17 protein-coding genes and 1 tRNA gene are annotated in these 23,667 nt (G+C 43.3%); 4 read left to right on the plus strand and 14 right to left on the minus strand.

Features of this window, described 5'->3' with window-relative positions; translation table 11 throughout:
• Positions 1–6 precede the first annotated feature (6 nt).
• A complete protein-coding gene (locus tag QE417_RS05585; protein WP_311948177.1) occupies positions 7–1,119 on the plus strand; it encodes a glycoside hydrolase family 88/105 protein in 1,113 nt (370 codons plus the stop codon).
• A gap of 115 nt (positions 1,120–1,234) precedes the next feature.
• Here QE417_RS05585 and QE417_RS05590 read toward each other — a convergent pair whose 3' ends face one another.
• The 5 genes from QE417_RS05590 to QE417_RS05610 all read right to left on the minus strand — a co-directional run bounded on the left by QE417_RS05590 (position 1,235) and on the right by QE417_RS05610 (position 11,685).
• Entirely contained in the window at positions 1,235–5,314 is a 4,080-nt protein-coding gene (locus QE417_RS05590; protein WP_311948179.1) for a hybrid sensor histidine kinase/response regulator, read from the minus strand.
• 190 nt (positions 5,315–5,504) lie between these two features.
• Positions 5,505–6,623: an alginate lyase family protein gene (locus tag QE417_RS05595; protein WP_311948181.1), complete on the minus strand. Its 1,119-nt coding sequence runs from the start codon at positions 6,621–6,623 to the stop codon at positions 5,505–5,507.
• Between the two features lie 161 nt (positions 6,624–6,784).
• Positions 6,785–7,711, minus strand: a complete 927-nt coding sequence (locus QE417_RS05600) for a DUF4886 domain-containing protein (RefSeq protein WP_311948183.1) — start codon at positions 7,709–7,711, stop codon at positions 6,785–6,787.
• 35 nt (positions 7,712–7,746) lie between these two features.
• Positions 7,747–9,549 (minus strand): glycoside hydrolase family 2 protein, encoded by a 1,803-nt coding sequence (locus tag QE417_RS05605; protein WP_311948184.1) that lies wholly within the window; start codon positions 9,547–9,549, stop codon positions 7,747–7,749.
• Positions 9,550–9,690: 141 nt separating this feature from the next.
• Positions 9,691–11,685: a DUF4832 domain-containing protein gene (locus QE417_RS05610; RefSeq protein ID WP_311948186.1), complete on the minus strand. Its 1,995-nt coding sequence runs from the start codon at positions 11,683–11,685 to the stop codon at positions 9,691–9,693.
• Between the two features lie 683 nt (positions 11,686–12,368).
• Between QE417_RS05610 and QE417_RS05620 the strand changes: the two genes are divergently transcribed.
• Entirely contained in the window at positions 12,369–13,514 is a 1,146-nt protein-coding gene (locus QE417_RS05620) for an IS481 family transposase (RefSeq protein ID WP_311948188.1), read from the plus strand.
• A gap of 86 nt (positions 13,515–13,600) precedes the next feature.
• On the opposite strand, the gene QE417_RS05625 is transcribed toward QE417_RS05620, so the two are convergent.
• Positions 13,601–14,869 carry a phage integrase SAM-like domain-containing protein gene (locus QE417_RS05625; RefSeq protein WP_311948189.1) on the minus strand — a complete coding sequence of 423 codons (1,269 nt, stop codon included), beginning with the start codon at positions 14,867–14,869 and terminating at the stop codon, positions 13,601–13,603.
• Positions 14,870–15,042: 173 nt separating this feature from the next.
• Positions 15,043–15,116: transfer RNA gene (locus QE417_RS05630), tRNA-His, on the minus strand.
• Between the two features lie 110 nt (positions 15,117–15,226).
• Here QE417_RS05630 and rnhA point away from each other — a divergent pair.
• Positions 15,227–15,694 (plus strand): ribonuclease HI, encoded by a 468-nt coding sequence (rnhA, locus tag QE417_RS05635; RefSeq protein ID WP_311948191.1) that lies wholly within the window; start codon positions 15,227–15,229, stop codon positions 15,692–15,694.
• Between the two features lie 5 nt (positions 15,695–15,699).
• Here rnhA and fbp read toward each other — a convergent pair whose 3' ends face one another.
• The 7 genes from fbp to QE417_RS05670 form a co-directional block, all read right to left on the minus strand.
• Entirely contained in the window at positions 15,700–16,749 is a 1,050-nt protein-coding gene (gene fbp, locus QE417_RS05640; protein WP_311948192.1) for a class 1 fructose-bisphosphatase, read from the minus strand.
• A gap of 16 nt (positions 16,750–16,765) precedes the next feature.
• Positions 16,766–17,263: a metallophosphoesterase family protein gene (locus QE417_RS05645; protein ID WP_311954598.1), complete on the minus strand. Its 498-nt coding sequence runs from the start codon at positions 17,261–17,263 to the stop codon at positions 16,766–16,768.
• Between the two features lie 228 nt (positions 17,264–17,491).
• On the minus strand, positions 17,492–18,202 hold the full coding sequence (locus QE417_RS05650) for a tRNA1(Val) (adenine(37)-N6)-methyltransferase (protein ID WP_311948194.1): 711 nt from the start codon (positions 18,200–18,202) through the stop codon (positions 17,492–17,494).
• Between the two features lie 168 nt (positions 18,203–18,370).
• The gene (gene gloA2, locus QE417_RS05655; protein WP_311948196.1) at positions 18,371–18,760 is read right to left on the minus strand and encodes an SMU1112c/YaeR family gloxylase I-like metalloprotein; all 390 of its coding nucleotides are present in this window, start codon (positions 18,758–18,760) and stop codon (positions 18,371–18,373) included.
• A complete protein-coding gene (gene purL / locus QE417_RS05660; protein ID WP_311948198.1) occupies positions 18,760–20,982 on the minus strand; it encodes a phosphoribosylformylglycinamidine synthase subunit PurL in 2,223 nt (740 codons plus the stop codon). Before purL ends, gloA2 begins: the two co-directional genes overlap by 1 nt.
• Positions 20,983–21,192: 210 nt before the next feature.
• On the minus strand, positions 21,193–21,936 hold the full coding sequence (locus QE417_RS05665; protein ID WP_311948201.1) for a trypsin-like serine protease: 744 nt from the start codon (positions 21,934–21,936) through the stop codon (positions 21,193–21,195).
• 205 nt (positions 21,937–22,141) lie between these two features.
• On the minus strand, positions 22,142–22,726 hold the full coding sequence (locus tag QE417_RS05670; protein ID WP_311948203.1) for a hypothetical protein: 585 nt from the start codon (positions 22,724–22,726) through the stop codon (positions 22,142–22,144).
• 433 nt (positions 22,727–23,159) lie between these two features.
• On the opposite strand from QE417_RS05670, the gene QE417_RS05675 reads away from it, so the two are divergent.
• Positions 23,160–23,642 carry a tetratricopeptide repeat protein gene (locus tag QE417_RS05675; protein ID WP_311948204.1) on the plus strand — a complete coding sequence of 161 codons (483 nt, stop codon included), beginning with the start codon at positions 23,160–23,162 and terminating at the stop codon, positions 23,640–23,642.
• Positions 23,643–23,667: the final 25 nt, after the last annotated feature.

Here is a 23,667-nt window from a genome sequence, read left to right on the forward strand (position 1 = left end):
ATTTAAATGAAATTTTCAAAAAACATATTAACCGTCGCCATATTTATCCTTGCAGGATTTAACGCCTTCTCGCAAAAAAACACAAAGGCTAAAGCGGCTGAAGTGGTAAAAGAAATGCAGCGCGTAGCCGACTGGCAGGTAAACAAATGGAATACCGACGGCTTTAAATACCACAAAGCCGACTGGACCTTGGGTGCCTGCTACACCGGAATATTTGCATTGGGTGCCTTGCCCGGCAACGAAAAGTACCTGGATGTATTAGTAAAAATTGGCAACGATTTAAGCTGGAACACCGGCCGCAGGCGCTTTTATGCCGATGATTACTGCGTGGCACAAACCTACTCGCAATTATATTTAAAATACAAGGAGCCTAAAATGATCGCTCCTTTCACGGCGTTGGCCGATAGTATAGTGGTTAAACCACATACCGAGCCATTAAACTGGAAGAATAATATAGCCATGCGCGAGTGGGCCTGGTGCGATGCCTTATTTATGGGTCCGCCGGCTTTAAGCTATTTGAGCGTTGCCACGGGCGATGAAAAGTACACCAACACCGCCATTAAATTATGGTGGAAAACCACAGAGTTTTTGTACGACCCGGCTGAGAAACTGTATTTCCGCGATGAAACTTTTTTAAATAAGAAGGAAAAGAACGGGCAAAAAGTATTTTGGTCGAGAGGCAATGGCTGGGTAATGGCCGGCCTGGTACGTTTGCTTGAGGGTACGCCTGCTAATCATCCTGATCGTAAAAAGCTTGAAAATCTTTATAAGGATATGGCCGCGCGCATTGTTTCATTACAACAACCTGACGGCAGCTGGCATGCCTCGCTCCTCGACCCTGAAAGTTATCCTATTAAAGAAATGAGCGGTACCGGGTTTTACTGCTATTCGTTAGCGTGGGGAGTTAACCATGGCCTGCTTAATAAGAAAACTTATTGGCCCGCTGTTGAAAAAGCCTGGACAGCACTAAAATCGGCTGTACAACCCGATGGCATGTTAGGTTACGTGCAGCCCATAGGTGCAAGCCCCGATAAGGTTGATTCTACCAGCACCGAAGTTTACGGTGTTGGCGCATTCCTGCTTAGCGGCAGCGAGATTTATAAGAACATTTTAAAATAACACCACACCCAACCTCAATCTTATACAGTACGCCCCTTGCTTAAATATGAGCAAGGGGCTTTTATTTTGTGGATGTTCCAAGTTGCAAAGGAAAGATGTAATGAAAAGAAATTAACTACAGATTTACCTTAACCCTCTTTTTAAATACTTTACGGTTACGTTTGGCAAAATCGGATGGCGTCATCTCAAACAGCTTAACAAACTGCATCCTGAAATACTTAGCATTGTTAAAGCCGGTTTCGAAGGCGACCTCATTTATGTTGTATTCGGTATTAATGAGTAGTTCGGCAGCTTTGCGCAACCTTATTAAGCGGATAAAACCGTTGATGGTATACCCCGACATCGACTTTACCTTTCGGTATAAATTGGAATGGCTCATACCAATTTCTGAAGCCAGCACTTTAATGCTAAAATTAGGGTTGGTAATGTGCTTTTCAACTATGGTGATACACTTCTGCAAAAAGTCTTTATACTCTTCGGATATGGCCACATTGTTTGATTGCAGCGTAACCTCGTTATAAAAATAGCTGCGCAAATTATTACGTGTGTTAAGCAGGTTGGCTACACGTGCCAGCAGCAGTTCTTTTTCAAACGGCTTGCTAATGTAATCGTCGGCACCGCAATCAAGCCCTTTCAACTTATTTTCGGATGATGAACTTGCGGTGAGCAATATTACCGGTATGTAGCTGAGCGATACATCCTGCCGGAGCCAATCGCACCACTCAATACCCGTCATGCCCGACATCATTACGTCGCACAGCACCAAATCGGGTAGTTTATCTTTCACCATATCCATGGCTTCCTCGCCGCTTGCGGCTTCGTAAACAATATACTGCGGACTAAACACCGAGCGGATGTAGCTCCTGATCTCAGCATCGTCATCTATAGTTAAAATGGCTTTTCGGTCGGTAAAAATATTTTCGGCCTTAAACTCTTCTTCGGGTTGCACTTCAGCTGTAAGAACATGGTCGTCTGTTACCAATTCGTTTATAAACAAGGCTTCGGGCTGATGGGTGGACACAATTATGTCGGGAGCAAAATGCTCTTTACCATTTAAAAGGGCCAGTGTGAACGTGGTGCCTTTATTCAGTTCGCTATTATAAGTAAGGCTGCCCTGGTGCTCATCGGCAAACTGGCGTGCCAAATACAGGCCGATACCGAAACCTGCTTTAACCGGCCGTCCTTCTGAGCGCGACTGATAGTATTTTTCGAACAAGCGTTCACCTTCCTGTTGTGGTATACCACAGCCGGTATCGGTTACCGCTATTTCTACGCCTGCGGTTGTTTCGGTTATAGCAATGGTAACTTTACCAGCCGGCGGTGTAAATTTTATAGCGTTTGATATCAAGTTGAACAAAATGATCTCCAACTTTTCACTGTCGGCATATATCATCAGTTCTTTATCTTCCTGAGCTAAAAACTCATACTCGAGCCCGGCCGATTTTGCCTGCTGCTTAAAGCATAAATAAACCTCGTTGCACAAACGGTAAATATTTACCGGCGATACACGCAACTGCACCGTACCCGAATCGGCCTTGCGGAAGAGCAATAACTGATCGACCAAACTTAGCAAACGCCTTGCGTTACGATGAACAGTGTTTAGGCCTTTATCATCAGTATTCAGGCGCAGCATATCACGTATTGGGTTGATAATAAGCGATATTGGTGTACGAAACTCGTGCGATATGCTGGTAAAAAACTCCAGTCGCTTCTCGTTAATTTCCCGCTCTTTTTCCTGTATAATTTTTTGTTTTTTGGCATCGGCAACGGCCAGCTTAACTTCGTACTTTAAACGGGTTTGTTTAACACGGTATGAAACAAAAATATAAACCAATGTTGCAAAAATAAGCACGTAGGCCACATAAGCCCACCAACTTAAGTACCAGGGCGGTAAAACAATGAGGTGTATAGCCACCTGCTTTTTCACCCAGCTTCCATCACGGTTGGTGCAGTTAATTTTAAAAGTATAGTTGCCGGGAGCCAGGTTAGTGTATGTGGCACTCCTAACGTTGCCTGCGTTGATCCAGCCCCTGTCCCACCCTTCCATTTTGTAGCGGTAGTTTATGCGCTCGGCGTAAGGATAATCAATAGCGGTAAAATCAAACGTAAAAACAGCCTTATCATAAGGCACCTTAAGCTCAGTTGCCTCGTTGTTGGTACGTTTGGTTATAAACTGTGGCGATTGCGCAATGGGTTGGTTATTTACCTTTAAGCCAGAGAGCACAATATTAGGATCGGACCGTGTTTGCGATATATTTTGCGGATTAAATATGCATAAGCCCTTAATACTGCCGAAGGCAAGTTCGCCCGAGTGCAGCGCTAAGGACGCATTAAAGTTAAATTCGTTAGATGGCAAGCCATTAGCCTGAGAGTAGGTATTAAATTTTCGTGTTTTAATGTTAAAACACGAAAGGCCGTTATAAGTACTTATCCATAAATTACCGGCTTTATCTTCCTCAATGTTAAGCACATGATTATTGCCCAGGCCATCGTCGGTAGTGTATTTTTTGATGATGCGTTTATTTTTGCGGTCAAACAAAATAAGCCCGGCCTCGGTACCTACCCAAAAATCGCCCATGCTATCCTCAAAAACCGAACGTACCGGTTTGTCCATTCCAAAGCGTTCGTATTTCTTATGATCTAAATCAATCCGTATCAGGTTCCACCAGTCGCCACCCCAGTACTGCCCGCTCTTATCGGCTTTAAGCACCAGCAGGTTGTTTAGTTTTTCTTCATAAAGCTCAAACCGGTTTGCAGCCGTGTTAAATACGTATAAACCGTTTTGTATAGAACCCGCCCAAAGCCGTCCCTGTTTATCAGTTTCGAGCAGCCAAAAAGTATATGAAGTACGATTATTTGCTGGGTTTATACCTTCGTATTTTATAAAGCGGCCGTTAGCGTACCTGCCAATGCCACCATCATACGATGCCACCCATATATTACCTTTAGCATCCTTTTTAATGCTGGTAATAAAATTACCCGGAAGCGAAGCATTATCGCCAGCGCGGTGAGTAAAATTGGTAAATTGGTTGGCAGGCCTATCCCATATACTGAGCCCTCCGCCGTCAGTACCTATCCAAAGCCTTTGGGGCGATTCTTCGAGCAACGATAACACGAAGTTGTTTACCAGGCTGTTTGAAGATGACGAGTTATAAGATATGTTTTTGAAGTTAGCAATGTGCGGGTCGAGAATATTGATACCGCCGCGCAAGGTGCCTACCCACTTCCTTGATTCTTTATCGCAATACAAAGCAGCTACAGCATTGCTTGTTAAATAATGCGAACCATTGCCGTTGGTAAGATAACTAAACTTGCCCGTGGTGGTATTAAGTATATTAACCCCACCCCCATCCGTGGCCACCCATAACTCATTGGTCCCGCCCTTTATCATGCTGGTAAACCTTTGGGAGGTAAGCTGGCCGGTTATTACGGTGTAATGATTTTGGGTTGTTTTGGCTGCAACTTTATAACTACTTAAACCCGCCGAGTTGGCTATCCAAAGGGTTTGTGCATCAAACAACATGCAATAAGCCGAATGTATGCGTGCATCAACAAGCTTAATTTTTTGCAGCTTTTTATCGTAAATGCATAACCCAATGTTTTCAATTATTAACCAAAGATCATGGTTAGTATCAATGGCCAATGAGGAGATATTATAATGGCTTGCTAAAGGAGTGTTAATAAGCCTGCCAATGCTTTTGCTATCATGCTTGTATAAAATGAGGCCTTTTTGCTCTACCGATACAAATACATTGCCCGATAGGTCGGCCTTAATTTCTTTGATGTTGCCCCTTACCGGTACAACTGTATTATTAACTTTATATTTAGCAGCTATGAACCTGCCCGATGCCGGGTTATATATGCTCAGGCCTTGTTGTGTGCCTACCCATAGCCGGTATTGCGCATCTTCGGCAATGCAGTTTACCCAATTATGTACGAGTGTACTGGTATCTCCGCTACGGTTTCTGAATATTTTAAACTCATAGCCATCATAACGGTTAAGCCCGTCATAAGTACCAAACCACATAAAACCGTTATGGTCCTGAAATATGCTTCTGACCGCGCTGTTTGATAAGCCATTTTCGATGCCGAGATAGTTTATAACCTGCTTTTGCTGCGCGACTGAAGAACATACGGTCAACGTAACAAAAAAGCTTAGCAACCACACGGTCCTCACAACATTTAATAGCCTCATAACCCCCGAAAGTATAATAATTGGTTGGTGCAGCAATAATCAATAGCTTACCGTTATGACTACTCATAACTTAACAGAAACAGGAGAGCTTTGCCGTTGGTTTATAATGCTGAACGCACTGCCAATATATAAAATATTTGCTTAATGCATCATTAAAGGCATAATTTGATTATTTAAGGCAACCAACCTTTTACTGTTTATAGCCATCAAGTTTAACGGGTAGCAGCGTGGGGAAAGTCCAGGCGAAATCATGGCGGGCGTATACAATTGGGCGGTGAGGTGATACATAGGCATCATACTCCGGGTTAGGGTATATGAAGTGCATAGCCTCGAGCAAATTGGCGGGCCAAAAATCAACAGCAGGGTTTGTAGACTTACCGATGTTTGGATTTTTAAACCAAGTCCATTCATCAGGGTGTTGGTTATAGTATAACAAGTAATCGATAGCTTTTTTTACCGATGCTCCATCTTTTTCGAGCATAAACATATTATCGCCGGTGGTATTGTATATTACCCACATAGAGGCTGTTAAAGGAGCAAGTGAAAAATAGGCGTACCAAATACCGTTGGCTCCGCGCTTTACTTCTTCAACCATGTGCCCGTCGGGGGCTATTTTATTAAACAGATCGGCTTTGATCATTGCCGTTGTTTTTTTAATATCGTCTGTATCGCCAATAAAACAATCCCCTAAAACAGTGGCCAAACGCGCCCAATCGCCCGAGTTGTTGTTGCGGTAACGAATGCTGTGCGCAGCATGTATGAATACGTTTTTTACCCATCCGGTAAATTTGTCTTTATCTGCAGGTTTCCAATCCTTGTATGGTTTCATCAGCTCGGCAGCCATTAACAATGCCGATCCCGAATAGCTCATCACCAGCGAGCCATCAAGCTCTGAATAGGTTTTGTTGATGCCAGCCCAACTGTTTAAAAAGTAAAGAGCTTTTTGAGCATAAACTTTTTTGCCTGTAAACTGCCACGCTAAGGCACAGCTGTAAGCACTAAAAGCATCTGTTTGCAAGGCTAACGATTTCCCCTGGTGCTCCTGTTTTTGCTGGTAAAAACCGGGCACTTTAAAATCTTCGACGGCATGATGATTTACCAACAGGGCGCTATCTGCTTTTTGAATGAGTTGGTTGTAGGCCGATAGGTAAGGCTCCTTTTTGGCTTTAATTTGTTGTTTCACAAAATCGAGCTGGGCTTTAGGGTGCATGCCAGAAGGCTCATCAAACGCAAAGCAATGAACGGTAATTACAGAAAAGTAAACAACGAGGCTCCATTTTATAAATTGGCGAAGCGAAGAAAATCTCATAATTTAAAACGGTTTGATTTTTTTAGCACATACTTACAGGTATGGCATTTACTGGTTCTCAAAACTAACCAGTATAAGGTTACTTCAGGCACGCTTAACCGCATTTGCCGAATTTACTTCCCTCAATTGACGATTTTACCACCGCAAAGCTTTTTGAGCGATCATTGCTTTCCCCCCTTTACAGCGGCTGTTGCTGCGGCTTTAAGTTGTGCAGCAAATTCGTCAGACACGCTTTGGGGCTTAAATTTCATTTGAGTTACCGGTTTATTAAATAATACGGCGTACCACACTAACCCGCCTAAGTATTTGCCGGCATCATTAGCATGGTGCGAATCAAAATTAAGTTTACCGTTACTCCAGCTGTAACCTGCATGTAATGAATTTTGCTCATGCGGCAATGCCGGGTAAACAGCCTTTAACGGGTCGAAACTTTCATCCTTTTTAAAAGATGTTTTAGGGTTGCTGCCAATCAACCAAAACGCATCGCCGGTTGGAATGATGTTTAAGTTGAGCTCCCTGGCCATAAGATGGTAAGCAGCGCGCGACTTTTCATACATTTCCTTTTCGGTTTGTGCCAGCTTACCGTTATCAACCTCTCCAAAAGACTTTGAATCGGACCGATAAGCCCACGTTTGATGTAATAAAATACGTGCCTTGGGCTGATATTGCCTGATTAGCGCATACAGTTGCTGTGCATAAGGTTTATAAGTATTTAAATTGCCCGACAACATGGAGTACTGCTGCATGGTTATTACATCCCACTCACTATCAGACAAAAGCATGCGCAACGATTTGTCGCCTTCGTAAGGCTTACCTTTGGGGTTTTCAGGTTCGGCACTATTAAGCTCGGCAAGCTGCCAGTGCCTTTGTAACGGACACCCCGGAAGTTCGGCATGCCCGAATACTATGTTGTTCCCATCATCCTTAGCTATTTGCGGTAGAAAAGTTGATGCATTTTGCGAGAAACTATTGCCGATGAGTAATACCCGTAACGTTTTTTTTGATGAAATGCTACCGGTTTGTGCGTTGCTAACCAAGCCGGTTACTACCAATACAACGCTTAAAAACCATTTAAAAAATTGCCTCATATATATGTTTTTATAATTAAGTTATTGATGATTATTTAATTTTGCGTCGCCTTTAAATCCTGCTTTTGTTTTTGCTCATAAAACCGGCGCATTACATACCATGCTTTCTTTTTAAAGCCCTTGTCGGATAATAGTCCCTTGCGGTTCCACCCTTCCTGAAATTGTGCGTGCATGCGGCCGGGGGCTCTAAAATCGGCCAGTATCCAGGGGCAGGTACCCCGCAAAAAAGGTATCTTTTTAAACATCTCGATGTTGTCTTTATACAGTTGTTCCTGGTGTTCTTCGGTCCATAAACTGGCGGTGTCTTTAGAGCCGTGATTGCCATACATGGCTTCGCTGCCAAACTCCGAAAAGATAAGCGGCTTGTTAAAGTTACTTTTCCATATTACGTTACCCGGCCCGGCAGGCCAGCTTTGATACCAGCCCATATACTTGTTTACGGCCAGCACATCTAAACTTTCGCTCAAGGGGTCGTCGATCACTATCTCGTTCCTGCTGTTCTTAAAATGGTCATAGGCCGACGAAATCAATCTTGATGGATCGGCCTTGCGGGCATCGGCAGCCATTTGTTTAAGGGTGGCATTACGTGCGGGAGATGGAGCCGTTTCGTTCGATAAACTCCAGATGATAATACCGCAGCGGTTTTTATCACGATCAATCATTTCCCCAAGCATCATATTGGCTTTACCTAATATTTCGGGATTGGTAAATTGGATACCCTGCCATACAGGTATTTCTTCCCACATCATAAATCCCATTTCTTCGGCCAGGCGAACGGTTTGCTCGCTTTGCGGATAGTGGGCCAAACGTATAAAGTTGCAACCAAGCTCTTTAGCCCAGGTTAACAACATACGCGAATCCGTTTCGGACGATGCCCTTCCCTGCCGCTGCGGAACCTCTTCATGAAAACTGATGCCACGCAAAAAAACCGGCCTGCCGTTCAGTACTATATCCCTTCCCTTAACTTCAATGCTGCGGAAACCTATCTTATCTTCTACCGTATCGGCACTGCTGCTTATTTTTACCTTGTAAAGCTTTGGCTTTGCGGGCGACCATAATACCAGCTTTGCATTCAAATTAATTAAAGCACGGCCGTTAGTATCAGTTTTGAAAGTCTTATCAATTCCCGCTCCAGGTATTGCAAGTTTAATATGTTGCGGCTTCCTGCTGCTGTTTTGTACCCAGCCTTGTATTTGGTTCGGGGAACCTTTTTGCAACTGAATAAAATAATCGGTTATATAATCTTCGGGGGTTTCGGCAATGTTTACGCTGCGGGTTATGCCGCCATAGTTCCACCAATCAAATTTACGTGCAGGAATAGCATCCGCCCGGCGTTCGTTATTCGCTTTAACTACTAACAGGTTGAGGCCGCTTTTTATCTGATCGGTAACTTCAAAATTAAAAGAATTAAAGCCGCCTTCGTGGCTGCCTATTTTTTGTCCGTTGAGGTATATGTCGCTACGGTAGCTTACTGCGCCGAAGCTCAGGAAAACGTGCTTGCCCGGCTTTTTTGTGTAATTAAAATCGCGTTTGTACCAAATGGTGCCTTCATAATATTTAAGTTCGGCCCTTTGTGAGTTCCAGTCGCCGGGTACGTTAAGCGTTTGGCTGTTATCAAAAGAAAACTCAGTAAAGTCGGTTGCCCCCGCGGGTTTTTTATTTGCGCTTATGGCCGTTGCGCTACCGCTGTCATACCAGTCAATAATCACGTTCCACTTGCCGTCGAGGTTTTGAACGTTGCGGCCGGTTAAATTTACATTACTGTTTTGTGCATAGCCGCTGATGCCTGATAAAACCAGCATTAAAAAAACATAGTACTTTATTTCACTAACTCTCATAATATTATCCGGAGTGTTGCAATGAGCTATAATATCCCTTTGGTTTTCAAATTATATAGGTAATAAAAAATGCTACCAGGCCTAATATACATGTAAGGCCTGGTAGCTCAATTAACTTAGTGAGTTGATTAATAATAGTATTTAATTTAGCGTGAAGGTTTCCCAGCCGCTAATGGTTGCGCGGTTACACTTCATTACCGATTGCCCGTCTTCAGAAGAAATATAATTACCATTATTTCCTCTAAGTGAAATTCTACCGTTTGCGTTTACAATCCAATCGAATTTCTCCCAATCACTAATGGTAGTTCGTTTACAGGTGATGCCGGTAGTTGCCCCGTTTTCAGATGACACGTACTTGTCCATACTTTTAAGTGCAACTTTTCCTCCGCCTGCGTCAACAATGGTAAAGGTTTCCCAGGTTGATGCTGATGTACGGTTACACATCATGGACGACTGGCCGTTTTCGCCGGATGCAAAAAGGTTGTTAGAGCCCCGCAGTTTAATGCTTTGACCAACTGGAGGTGCGGTAACTGCAGTTTGCACCTGTAGGCTGCCAAGTTTAAGCCAGCCGTTAGACACGTCACCGGTAACTGCCAGCGATATACCTGGTTTATTAGCATCAGTTTTATCGATAATGGCTATGGCCCATGTGTAGGTGCCGGGAGCTAAATCAACCGATGTTGTGGTAAGGTTGTAAGTAGTCGGCGCACCTTTAATCCACTTAGAGGGGTCGCTGTTATTATCAATAAAAAGCTTTTTTACTACGTTGGAGCCATCCAAAATGGCGAAGGCCACTTTGTATTTATAATTCCATTGCGGAATATTATTAGGGCAATACCCCCATCCCATATTTACCCACCTGTGGCTAAGCGAAGCCGTTGCACCGGCGGTAACGGTTTCAGGCAATGATACTTCATCAGGGTATAAGCGGTAGCCACCCTCTGTAATAAAGCGCTGCACAAGCGGAAAGCTGGTTTGAAACCACGAGGCTGCTTCGCCAACCCTGAAATCCATCATGTTTACCGCTGCCACCTGTGATGCATTAAACTCGCCAAGGCGTACATCTTCAGGATGTCCTTCGCGGTAATTGCCGCTCGGATCAATCCAATAGCGGTGCGTACCGGTGGTTATCCAGCCACCCTCCATAATAATGGGGCGTTTATGCTTCCATGTTGCTGCAAAGGCACGTTCCCAGCTTTGATAGTAGTCGGTCATGCCAAATGCATCCTGCCTAAGGCTGTAACCTTTATTAATGGCACTTTCGAGCAAAGCCGTGGTATTTGCATTAGGCGCTCCCCAGCTTGCTGGGTGGCCAACCAAACGGTGGTAATTAATTACTAAAGGCACTTTAGTAAACTGCTGGGTGTATAAGGTGGTAATCCAATCCAAAACCTGTGCTTTTAGCGTTTCGGTATTGCTGCCATTTGAGGTGGCCGGGTCTTCGTAAATAGTGTTGTGCGCTTCGCCCCATTTGCCCAAACCGTAGGCATCAATGAATGCCGTTTTTTTAGGGTCGTTAAAATCACTGGCTAACGCGGCGATGAACTTGGTATAGTATTGTTTAAAAACAGGATCTTGCGGGTAAGGTGTACGCCTTAACGGAAAGGATGCGTTTTCGAGGTAATATTGTGCACCTGCATCAAACACAAATTGTGGCGTGTTAAGTCCCTGGTCGCGCCCGTCAACCACAATACGAAAGGCAATAGGTAATCCCCGGGTTGCGGCTCCTTTTATTAAGTTACCTAATGTTGAATTTGGATCGCGCCAGGCATACACCCCGTCGGCCGGGTTAAGTTTAGCCCAACTGGTGCGAATGTAGCAGGCCGAAGCATAATCAATAGCCTTAACAGGGTTAGCCACCCCGGGCACGGTATAGGTCTTGTCCCAGTAAGTTTGATCACTGTTGCCCCCTGCATAAAGTACCCAGCCGTTCATCGGATTGCGGAGGATCGCTGTACTGTTGTAAGCAGGCATTAGCACCATATTGCCGGCAATAGCGGCTACGCTTTTCCCGGCCACTTTACTATTAACATCGGGGTCGCCTTCGGCAAGCCTTTTAGAGCAGGCAACTGAATACAGGCTAAGGTATGCCATAACAGCAAGCCTGCCCAGCTTTTTAAAGTTTAGTTTTCTCATGGTTAAAAAAATTTAGATTTATTGGTTTTAATTGGCGAACAGAAATCAACAAAACTTTAGCCCTTGAGCCGGAAAAAAATTGGTTTAAAACTTAGTACGCCTGCACTGTTGCAAGTGGAATGAAATGTAAAAAAGGTTTACAGAAGCGTAATGCACACCGGATATACACAGGAAGACATACTTAATAAGTACAAACTTAAAGACTACCCTTGAGGTGAAGCATCCACAAATTCATCAATTAGAGGCTACATTTTCGGCATGTAGCGTTTGAAAGTCAGAGGAGAAGATTTTAAAAGGTTTCTTTTTAGAGCTTGGCAAATACCACCATGATAATTATTCTGGGATCAGAATAACGCAATAATTGGAGAGTAATGGGTGTACTGATTTAGCAGTTTTTAATGTTAATAAAACGCATTAGTTTACAACAAATAAGGGATCAGTCCGAATTATTGGGGGGGGGATACATTTTCAGGCATAGATATTAGCGAGTCTGAACAGGAAGAAAGTAGTGTCTCTAACGCCTCTTGAAGTAGCCCTGAAAGCTTTGATCTTGGCGTTGAATGATTCCCGATGCGTTTGTGCTGCGGTTATCAAAGAAGTTCAGGATAGATTCATAATGTGAGATAGTCACAATTTAATCTGACAGTTACAATAATTTAAAACACGTAACAGAGATTAGTATTATGACAACCCAAGCAAAGATCATCAAAAACAAGATGGGCATATTGGAGCTTGCCCAGCATTTAGGAAACGTATCACAGGCCTGTAAAGTGATGGGCTACTCACGTGATAGCTTCTACAGGTTCAAGGAACTTTATGACCAGGGCGGCGAACTTGCCCTTCAGGAAATCAGCAGACGGAAGCCGATCTTAAAGAACCGTGTAGAAGAGCATGTAGAGCAAGCTGTTGTTGCAATGGCCATAGATCAACCGGCTTTAGGCCAGTTAAGGGTGTCCAATGAGCTTAAAAAGCAAGGCATATTAATATCTCCCGGGGGAGTAAGAAGTATCTGGTTGCGCCACGATCTGCAAACCTTTAAGCTTCGTTTAAAGGCATTAGAAGCCAAATCGGCACAGGAAGGATTGGTGTTAACCGAAGCACAGGTAGTTGCTTTAGAAAAGGCTAAAGAAGAAAAGAAAGCACATGGTGAAATAGAAACACACCATCCCGGCTATCTGGGTGCACAGGACACTTACTATGTCGGCAACATCAAAGGTGTTGGCCATATTTACCAGCAAACATTTATTGATACTTATGCTAAAGTGGCCTTTACTAAACTATATGACAGAAAGAATGCACTGGTAGCAGCAGAGATGCTCAATGATAAAGTGGTGCCGTTTTACGAGCAACATGACCTGCGTTTATTACGGATACTTACCGACACAGGGACAGAATATTGCGGCTCAAGAGAGCAGCATGAGTTCCAGTTATACCTGGCCATTGAAGATATAGACCATACTAAAACAAAAGCTAAAAGTCCACAAACCAATGGGATCTGCGAGCGGTTTCACCGCACTATTCAGGATGAGTTCTATGCTATTGCTTTCCGAAAAAAGATCTATCGTAGCATTGCTGAATTGCAGGCAGATCTGGATAGGTGGATGACTGGTTACAATAATGAGCGGACACATAGTGGAAAATACTGCTTTGGCAAAACACCAATGCAAACATTTACTGATAGCATTCCGATGGCACAGGAAAAGTTATTGGAGAGACTCGCCGAAGACCAGATTCTTCAGAGCCCCCACAAAAAGCGCTCAGAAGAATCTGAGTCGATGCCGTTAGACGAGAAAAAGCTATATTCACAAATCACATCTGACAACTTATAAAACCACCTAACTGTCAGATCAAGTAGTGGCTATTACACTTAAAGCATTTTTAAGTTGCAATTAAATGTTCATAGATTTCCCCATAATTAATCGACATTATTATTATCCTGCATTTTAATAATTCTTGTGACTGCTAGCTGTACCTCGTCTATAATTTTCCAATCAGGCTTAATGTATATATCAGTAGTCCTTGTACTTTGATCAATGTGGTTTAGCGCAAAACCAACGTCATCTTTTGAAAAACGGCATTCATTTCTTGCGATGCTACCGAATGAATGACGAGCACAATACAAAGTCAATGAATGAATACCTAAAGCCTCACCAATTTCTTTCAATCCCTTATTCAATGCTTTGTTAAAATTATTGGATTCGGAGTATCTATCTTGCAAGCGGTCGATATATCTGAACAATAGTGGGGATGCCTCTGAAATAATTTTTATGCTTATAAAAGCACTATCTTTTCGTCTTGTGCTTGTTTTTGATCTATTATAGTTAACCCTGCTTTTTATAATGTTCGACTTACGAAGGTTATAAATATCTTTAGCATTCATACCGCACAGGTAAAACGACAAAAGAAAAATATCCTTTGCTAATTCTGCACGGGAACCTGGAACACATTCAAACTCACGAATTTTAAAGAGTTGCTCAATAGTTAGCGCACGTTTTGCAGTCATCGGAGCCTCGATCACCTTGTGTTTTTTGAATGGGTAATACTTGATCCTGATTATTCCACGGTCTTCATCATTAAATCTATCCCTTGCTGCATTAAATAATGTTCTAAGATCTCGCATATGGTTATGAAGCCCAGAATCAGATAAACCCTTGCTTATGTAATTGACTTCGTTACCAAGTTGATTTCTGCGTTTAAATCTTCTCTCCTTTCGCAGATACTTTTCATAGTCGGGTAACATTAGAGCATTTATCCTATCGATCTCGACCTTCTGACTTCCGAAATAATCACATAAGCTATTCGTAACTGTTAAAATAGGATAGGCATTACCTTTCCTTCCTTGGGCTATCAACTCCGCTATGTATTGCCTGGCAAAAGCAATTATATCAATTACATTATTTTCTTCGACCTGGGTAAGACAGTTTGCTAACTCTTTTACATCATAATGGATAAGCCGACTATCAAGCTCTAACAATCTCATTCGATATTTAGCGATTTCCGTGGATATCACGGAGAGCAGAAATTTATCCTTAATGGAAAGATTTTTTTTAAGCTGCCTTTCGTGGGCAAAATGATTGGTGTTGATGTAAGTGACCTTGCGGTTGTGAGTTAATCGGTACTTAATATTGTAAGTGCCGTCTTCCTTTTTGTGGTGTTTGAGGACCATTTCCTTAATGGTAGCCATAATGACGAATTACGTTGTAAAACATTTGTAAAACATTTTCGTCAAGTTGGGCAGTTTTTCGTGTTTAACACAACGCATCAGGTTTAATCCTGACGAACATGTTTTTATTGAAAAACTGCCCTTAGGGCATAAAAAAAGCCCTTTTACTACTGTAAAAAGACTTTTTAGAAATGGGTAAATGATGGGGCTCGAACCCACGACCCTCGGTACCACAAACCGATGCTCTAACCAACTGAGCTACATCTACCGTGTTAGCGGGTACAAAAATAGAAATCTTTATGCAGTTTGCAAACCCTTTTTTTAAATAATTATTAAAGGCTTCAAAACGGGCATTTTAACTATTTTTGCAGCCTATTTATGATCGAGATTTTTACAGATGGCGCTTCGAGCGGTAACCCCGGACCGGGTGGATATGGCGTAGTATTGCGTGCAGGCCAGCATTACAAAGAACTTTCAGAAGGCTTTCGCAAAACCACTAATAACCGTATGGAACTGCTTGCTGTTATTAAAGGCCTCGAAGCCTTGAAAGCTCCCGGACAGCAGGTAACTGTTTTCTCTGATTCGAAATACGTGATAGACTCTATTGAAAAGCGCTGGCTTAATGGCTGGGTTGCTAAAGGCTTTGCTGGTAAAAAAAACAAAGACCTGTGGTTGCGCTACCTCGACATAAGCAAATTGCACAAGGTGCGCTTTGTATGGGTTAAGGGCCACGCCGGCCACCCCGAAAACGAAAGATGCGACCAACTTGCAGTGGCCGCATCTAAACAAAAAGAATTATTAATCGACTCAGTATTTGAGGTAGAGAACGCGAGAGGCAACTCTTAACAACATTATTGAATTACAACTTCTCCCTCAAAGTTGCGCTTGGTAATTTGTGGCGAAAAGCAGGCCAGCATTTCTTCGGCCTTGTTTACCATATTTGTAGATCCTATGATTATGGCCGAACGCTGATGCAACTCTTTTACCTCAAGCTCTAAAATACGCTCATAGCCGTTGGTTGCCTTCCCTCCTGCCTGCTCAACTATAAATGCAATAGGGTTACACTCGTACACCAGGCGCAGTTTACCATTGGGTGCCTGGGCTGTAATTGGGTACATAAATATACCGCCTTTAATAAGCGTACGGTGAATATCGGCCACCATGGAGCCGGTATATCGAGAGGTGTACGGACGATGGGTTGCATCATCTTCCACCTGGCAGTATTTAATGTATTTTTTTATACCATCGGGAAAATGTGCATAGTAGCCCTCGTTTATTGAATAAATATTGCCATCCTTAGGCACGGTCATATCCGGGTGCGACAGGCAAAACTCACCAATTGAAGGATCGAGCGTGAAACCGTTTACGCCTTTACCGGTGGTATATACCAGCATGGTCGACGATCCGTATACCACATATCCGGCTGCAATTTGCTCTACTCCACGCTGTAAAACATCAACCATGGTAGCCTTTCCCTCGGTTGATTTACGGCGATAGATAGAGAAGATAGTACCCACCCCTACGTTCACATCAATGTTAGATGAACCGTCCAGAGGGTCGATTGCCACAATGTATTTAGCGTTTTTTGATATTTCGGAGTCAATGTATATATATTCGTCATTTTCTTCAGATACCACGATGCAGCATTCGCCGCCACTTTGCAGGGCTGCTATAAACTGTTCGTTGGCGTAAACATCCAGTTTCTTCTGGCCTTCTCCCTGTATGTTGGTCGTTCCGGCTTCCCCTAAAATATCAACCAAACCGGCCTTGTTAATTTCGCGGTTAACTATTTTGGCCGCAATGGCTATGTCTCGCAGCAAGCGCGACAACTCTCCTTTGGCAAAAGGGAAGTCGGCCTGTTTTTCTATAATAAATTGTCCTAACGTTTTTGCTGCTTTCATAGGCTTAGTGTATTAATTACATATTATTTTTAAGTTCCACGACTTCCAAGTTATGAATATTTTTCGAGGAAACACAAAATTTCATCAATGTTTTAACTTTATGCCAACCTTGTTTTCCGGCCGCCCCGGGGTTTAAATGCAAACAATTGATTTTTTTATCGAAAATAACTTTCAATATATGAGAGTGTCCGCTAATAAATAATCCAGGAGGGTTAGTGTAAATAATACGCTTTACATCGGGGCTGTATTTATCAGGATATCCGCCAATATGCGTCATCCAAACATCAAGGTCTTCGCACATAAAACGCATATGTTCCGGGAACGTCTGGCGTATTTCTTTACCATCAATATTACCATAAACCCCCTTCAAGGGTTTAAACGCCGCCAACTGATCTACAAGTTCTATGGTACCAAAATCGCCTGCGTGCCAAATTTCATCACAATCGGCAAAATGTTTAAATACGGCATCATCCAGATAGCCGTGAGTATCAGATAGTAAACCTATACGGGTCATAAGCTTAATTGTAAGGTAGTTAAATAGTTTGAGGCGGCTTGTCATGTACTGGCATGGGGCGGTGCCCCACTCATCTCGGCCACGTCATTGCGAGGAACGAAGCAATCTCTGAACTTTGCATTAACATCTTGCATCCGCAGAGGTTGCTTCGTTCCTCGCTATGACGGGTTTTTGATTTAAAAAATCGTCAAAAAGTTTCCGCCGTTGGCTGTGTCATCACAGTAAGTCTTAAAATATCGTCAAAAAATCTTTAAGCAATTCACGATATTCATCTGTGTAAACCTTAGGCTCGCTGTAAATACTGTAACGCTGGTATTTAATATTAGTTTGATGTCTGCCAAAAGCCAGTATCTCACGGTGCGCATCATAATGCGGGTATGAGTGAATGCTGACAACCTGCTGTAAGAACAATCCATACAGGTTGGCCAGTTGCTTTACCAGTTTAGCAGTAGCCAAAGGCAGGATAAGCCATAAAACACCATTATTGCTTAAATGCTGTGCGCTGGTGCTAACCAATTCCTCAAAAAAGCTATCATCAGCGTGTTTTGCCAAGGTTTTATGCGCTCCCACAGATGGTAATGATTGTATGTAGAATGGTGGATTGGAAACGATCATATCGAACCGCTTGTCAGCATTACCAGCAAAATATTGCTGAAACGATTGCCCGTAAACTTTAACTCTGTCTGCAAAATCCGAAGCAGCAAAGTTCATTTCGGCGGTTTTCGCGGCAGTAGCATCCATTTCTACCGCACTAATACGGGCTTGCTCAAAACGCTGTGCCAGCATTAATGCAATTACGCCTGTGCCCGTTCCTATGTCCAATATTTTTTCAGCATGGCTTGCATTTGCAATGGCGCCCAGCAGTACGCCGTCGGTATTCACCTTCATGGCGCAACCGCTTTGATCGATGCTGAATTTTTTAAAATGGAATATGGACATGGGGCTTATATTCAATTCCCCCCTCTTGAGAGGGGGCGCGTATGACAGTGCGAGGGAAGGGGTGTGTAATTAGAGGATTTTTAAACTGGAAGGACACACCCCTGCCCCTCTCAAGAGGGGAATCCTTCGCTCATGCCTATGGCCTCACTCACTCACTCACTCACTCACTCACTCTTCGTATAACTCCAGCGGCAGGCCATCAGGGTCGGCAAAAAAGGTGAAGCGGCGGCCGGTGTATTCATCTATCCTTATATCTTCGGTGTCTATGCCGTAACTATTTAAATGCGATACCGATGCTTCTATATCCTCAACCGCAAAGGCCAGGTGGCGTAAACCTGCTGCCTCGGGGCGTGATGGCCTGGGAGCCGGGTTAGGGAACGAAAAAAGCTCGATCTGGTATTGCCCTGCAACAGCCAGATCGAGCTTGTATGATTGCCTTTCGGCACGGTAAATTTCCTGCACTAAGGTTAAGCCCAATATCTCTACATAAAACCGTTTACTTTGCTCATAATTAGTGCAAATAATGGCAATATGGTGTATGTGCTTTAATCCAAGCATTATTCGCCCAGTGCTACGTGCAATACGTTATCGTATACTAATTTAATATCGGTAATGTGGCCGTAAAGCTCTTCGTCAACATTTAATGCGCCGTTGGTTACGGTACCCAGGAGGGTGTATTCCACTTCGCTGGTAGCCATTAGTTCGGTAAAGCGGTCTTGCTCTTCGGGAGAAACACTCACTACCACCCTGCCCTGTGCCTCACCAAACAGGAAAGCATCCTTACGGAAATCGGTATCGGTAGCAATATCAAAACCTAAGCCCAGCGACATCGACGATTCTAACAGCGCCACATACAAACCACCATCGGCCACATCATGTGCCGATTGGATAGCCTTGCTCAAGATCAGTTGCTTGATCACCTGCTGCATGTTATACTCTTCATCTAAATCGAAATAAGGGGCTGGTGATGCCGATATTTTATGGTACGAGGCAAGGTATTGAGACGACGCAATATCGTTTTGCGATTGGCCAATAAGGTAAACAAAGTCGCCCGGCTGTTTAAAGTCGGCCGTCATGATGTTATCCTTATCATCCAGCACGCCCAGCATACCAATAGTTGGCGTAGGGAACACCGGCCCTTCATCGCTCGATTGGTTATAGAAACTCACGTTACCACCGGTTACCGGGGTTTCAAATTTGCGGCAGGCTTCGCCCATACCTTTAATGGCGCCCACAAACTGCCAGAAAACCTCGGGCACGTAAGGATTACCAAAGTTTAAGCAGTTGGTAATAGCCACCGGCTCACCACCCGAACACACAATGTTACGTGCAGCCTCGGCTACGGCAATAGCACAACCTTTTTGCGGGTCGGCGTTTACGTAGCGTGAGTTACAATCAACCGTTAAGGCGATAGCCTTGTTAGTGCCTTTAACAGCTACCACAGCGGCATCGCTCGGGCGGTTGGTGGTCATGGTTGATGTACCTACCATGCTGTCATATTGGTCGGTTACCCAACGTTTTGAGGCAATATTTGGGTGAGCAATTAAATGCTCAGCAACATCTACTAAATTTTCGGGAACAGGTACGCTGTTTATGTCGAACTTTTGATATTCGGCATAATAAGCAGGCTCACGATACTCGCGTTCGTAAACCGGGGCACCGCCGCCCAATACCAAATCGTCGGCAGGTACGTCGGCTACTTTTTCGCCGTTCATAAAGTACTCCAGGCGCTTGGTATCGGTAACTTCACCTATCTGCACACAGTTCAGATCCCACTTATCAAACACGGCTTGTACAGCAGCCTCGCGGCCTTTTTGCACCACGATAAGCATACGCTCCTGCGATTCTGATAACAGGATCTCGAACGGTTTCATATTTTCCTGGCGGGTTGGCACTTTATCCAGCCAAATTACCATACCATGCTCGCCCTTGGCCGACATTTCAGAATTTGAACAGATAATACCTGCCGCACCCATATCCTGCATACCTATTACGGCACCGGTTTTAATTACTTCTAACGAAGCCTCGAGTAATAATTTCTCCTGGAACGGATCGCCCACCTGCACGGCAGGTAAATCATTCACCGAATCTTCGGTTATATTTTTAGAGGCAAAAGCAGCCCCGTGTATACCGTCTTTACCGGTTGACGAACCCACGATGTAAACCGGGTTACCCACACCATATGATGTAGCCGAAACCATATCGCCAGCCATTAATATACCGGCCGACATGGCGTTTACCAACGGGTTAACGTTATAGCATTCATCAAAAAACAGCTCGCCGCCTACGGTTGGAATACCGAAAGCGTTACCGTAATCGCCAATACCTTTCACCACACCTTTAACCAACCATTTGGTACGGTCGAGGCTAAGATCGCCAAAACGAAGCGAATTTAACTGTGCTATTGGACGAGCACCCATGGTAAAAATATCGCGGTTAATACCGCCCACACCCGTTGCCGCACCTTGATAAGGCTCCAAAGCCGAAGGGTGATTGTGCGACTCAATTTTGAAGGCACAGCCAATGCCATCGCCCAAATCTACCACACCGGCATTTTCTTCACCTGCTTTGGCCAGCATGCGACTGCCATCACGTGGTAAAGTTTTAAGCCATTTAATGGAGTTTTTGTATGAGCAGTGCTCGCTCCACATTACCGAAAATATAGACAGTTCGGTAAAGTTGGGAACGCGGCCCAGTATTTCTTTTATACGCTCAAACTCTTCGGGTAAGAGGCCAAGATCTTTGGCCGTGTCAACAGTAGTAAGTTGGTCTTGCTCCACTATATTGTGTTTTGATGGATGAAAACGCAAAATTAGAAAAATGAAGGGAAACGTGGCATTTAAATTTCGATTTATACTTACAAAGCAGTTTCCATCCTGACGGACGTTAAGTAGGGATCAATAAAGCGGTTACACATGTTCAATTTAACAGGCATAAGCAGCCATCACACATACTTATGCCATGTAGGAGAAAATAACCTAAATCAATGGTTACTTGTTTTTTGGCAATTCTGCCACAAATTTTGCCAGGCCATCAATAGAGCATGGAGAAAAATACTTTTTATTTGTAGTGGGGTCAAGTGTTGCTCCGGAAACTATACCAACCACTAATCCTTGTTTATCAATTACCGGTGCGCCGCTCAATCCTCCAAATTGTTCTGGCACAATAATGTCTTTTAACAAAAGGCGATTTCCTATCGATTTATAATATTCAAATTCATACACCCGTTGACTTCCCTCTTCCATTTTTCGGGTCCAGCCAATTACATACATTTTTTCTCCCGGAGTTAACGGTGTTGTTCGCACCTCTAAAGGTTTTACGTTTGAATGATTTGTTTTTATGGAAAATAAGAGCCAGTCTTCCTGATAAATGGATGCATCATTGAGCTTCGCCGAGTGATCTTCATTTAACAGTTTATCAGTAACTACTAACTGTTCTTTTTTATCTAAAGGATATAAGCTCCAGTTTTTAATTTGATTACTAAATATTAGTGTTTTCATTTCATCTGTTTTAATAAATTTTACCAGATGTTTGGCAGTTACAGCAAAGGTATCTGCGTTAAATTTAATCAAAAAGCCACAACTAAACCTCGGTTGATCGTATTTGGAATGAACAAAATCAATTTTGTTGGTGAGCGCAATATCTGCGAATTTTTCTTTCGACGATCTGTTCTGGGCACATCCTGATGTTGACAGTAATAAAAGAATTAATAGGTATCTGTTTGTAAACTGCATGTGGTAAGATTTGATAAATTAAATATATGCAATTTAACTAAGCTTTATCTTTTGCAAACATTTACTTCTATATCTGCAAGTTGCTAAAAATGAGCAAAGGCATTATGAAGGAATTTCAACCGTTAAAAGCTTAAATTTATACAAAGTAAAAAGCCGCTTCCCAATCAGGAAACGGCTCAAATATTATTCACCCTTCAGGCAGGGGTTATATCCCTTCGGTACCCGGCTCATGCCCTATCATACGACCGGTTGTACGGCCTTGCGGGCGTGAACTAAAATCGGTTTTAGGATTACCCTCAGCCGGAAACTCGTGCGTGCGCGGTGGGGTAACATCAGTTTGCTCGCTGTACGAGGCGTCATTACCTTCTTGCGGCTGGCGCACTTCCTGCTCACTTGGATAGCCTAATTTTTCGTCGGCAGCTTCCTCGCGCTCAGGCAATTCATCTGGGTCATTGGCATCAAAAGATTGCTCGTTCACATCCTCAAACTCTTCATCTTCCTCCTCTAACTCAGCCCTCAATGGCTCATCAAGATCTTCATCATCTTCGTCATCTAAAGCAGGTTCGTAGCCTGGCACCACGTCCTCGTCTAAATCCTCTTCTTCATCATCCAGGCCTAAATCCTCGTCCTCTTCATCCAAATCCAGATCATCATCATAATCGTCTTCATCCGGGTCAGGCGTTTCGGCTCTTAACAGCCTGTCGCGATCCATTTCATCACGGTCAAACCTGCCGTGCTGGGTTGCTGTTTCCTGTTCCGTAGTCCAGGTATCTTGATCAAATGCTAACATAGGTTCTCTTGTTTATGGTGTTATGTAATAAACTTGCAAGTCCGATGCTTTGTTTTAATTAATAAGAAAAAGTAAATAAATATTGGTTTGTAGAAAGTTCAAAAATAGCATTACATCAAGTCACTGTCTTTTTTTTACATGATACACTTTGTTGGCCATATAAAACAGCAGCAAAACAGATAATAAATAAACAAAAGCATTACGATAATTCACTGCCGGCTACTCGGCACAATTTGAATTATTACCAATATCAGCCACATTATACCACCAATAAGGTACACGTGTAAGAGTATGAAACTTATATTTTGAAAGGTTTACAGCATTAATTGTTTAACCTGTGCTAAGCAATTAATGTTTTATTTTGAAGTTATAATATGGCGGGTTTCGGCAATTATGTATATTGCCTTTTTACACCCTATTAATTATAAAAGCCATGCAAAACTGGGAAGATATTTATTTAGAGGCCGAAGAAGCCATACGTAACGCTAATTACTTGCAGGCTAAACAATTGTTGGAGAACATCATATTAGATGAACCATCAACCGCACAGGCGCACAACTCGCTGGGATGGCTGTACCGTACCCAGTTTGATGATTATGCCCGTGCCGAAAATCATTACAAGGCTGCCATTAAAAGCAACCCGCAATATCCGCATGCTTATATTAATTTGATTGTGTTGTACACCAACCTTGAGCAGTGGGATAAAGCCCGCGATATTGCCGCCACGGCCATATTACGTCCGCTGGTTGATAAGGCGCTGATTAGCTACCGCCTGGGTATACTCGAGGAGTACAATCAAAACTTTGAAGAAGCCATTAACTATTACAAAAAGGCCATAAAATTGTGCCTCAACTTTGACTCGATTGAGGATTATAAGCGGGCCATTACTAATTGCGAGTATAAAGCGACTTTGTAAAGCCCCAGAGACAAGAAACAAGAGC

This window comes from Mucilaginibacter terrae, from assembly GCF_031951985.1.
In the GTDB taxonomy this organism is placed as follows: Bacteria; Bacteroidota; Bacteroidia; order Sphingobacteriales; family Sphingobacteriaceae; genus Mucilaginibacter; species Mucilaginibacter terrae_A.

What these genes read in the sequence shown, in the direction of transcription:
- fbp (WP_311948192.1), bottom strand. Translation starts at nt 16,749, where the DNA reads ATGAAAGCAGCAAAAACGTTAGGACAATTTATTATAGAAAAACAGGCC.
- QE417_RS05650 (WP_311948194.1), bottom strand. Translation starts at nt 18,202, where the DNA reads ATGTCCATATTCCATTTTAAAAAATTCAGCATCGATCAAAGCGGTTGC.
- QE417_RS05665 (WP_311948201.1), bottom strand. Translation starts at nt 21,936, where the DNA reads ATGCAGTTTACAAACAGATACCTATTAATTCTTTTATTACTGTCAACA.
- rnhA (WP_311948191.1), top strand. Translation starts at nt 15,227, where the DNA reads ATGATCGAGATTTTTACAGATGGCGCTTCGAGCGGTAACCCCGGACCG.
- QE417_RS05590 (WP_311948179.1), bottom strand. Translation starts at nt 5,314, where the DNA reads ATGAGGCTATTAAATGTTGTGAGGACCGTGTGGTTGCTAAGCTTTTTT.
- QE417_RS05595 (WP_311948181.1), bottom strand. Translation starts at nt 6,623, where the DNA reads ATGAGATTTTCTTCGCTTCGCCAATTTATAAAATGGAGCCTCGTTGTT.
- QE417_RS05605 (WP_311948184.1), bottom strand. Translation starts at nt 9,549, where the DNA reads ATGAGAGTTAGTGAAATAAAGTACTATGTTTTTTTAATGCTGGTTTTA.
- QE417_RS05645 (WP_311954598.1), bottom strand. Translation starts at nt 17,263, where the DNA reads ATGACCCGTATAGGTTTACTATCTGATACTCACGGCTATCTGGATGAT.
- QE417_RS05670 (WP_311948203.1), bottom strand. Translation starts at nt 22,726, where the DNA reads ATGTTAGCATTTGATCAAGATACCTGGACTACGGAACAGGAAACAGCA.
- QE417_RS05620 (WP_311948188.1), top strand. Translation starts at nt 12,369, where the DNA reads ATGACAACCCAAGCAAAGATCATCAAAAACAAGATGGGCATATTGGAG.
- QE417_RS05625 (WP_311948189.1), bottom strand. Translation starts at nt 14,869, where the DNA reads ATGGCTACCATTAAGGAAATGGTCCTCAAACACCACAAAAAGGAAGAC.
- QE417_RS05610 (WP_311948186.1), bottom strand. Translation starts at nt 11,685, where the DNA reads ATGAGAAAACTAAACTTTAAAAAGCTGGGCAGGCTTGCTGTTATGGCA.
- QE417_RS05675 (WP_311948204.1), top strand. Translation starts at nt 23,160, where the DNA reads ATGCAAAACTGGGAAGATATTTATTTAGAGGCCGAAGAAGCCATACGT.
- QE417_RS05600 (WP_311948183.1), bottom strand. Translation starts at nt 7,711, where the DNA reads ATGAGGCAATTTTTTAAATGGTTTTTAAGCGTTGTATTGGTAGTAACC.
- gloA2 (WP_311948196.1), bottom strand. Translation starts at nt 18,760, where the DNA reads ATGCTTGGATTAAAGCACATACACCATATTGCCATTATTTGCACTAAT.
- QE417_RS05585 (WP_311948177.1), top strand. Translation starts at nt 7, where the DNA reads ATGAAATTTTCAAAAAACATATTAACCGTCGCCATATTTATCCTTGCA.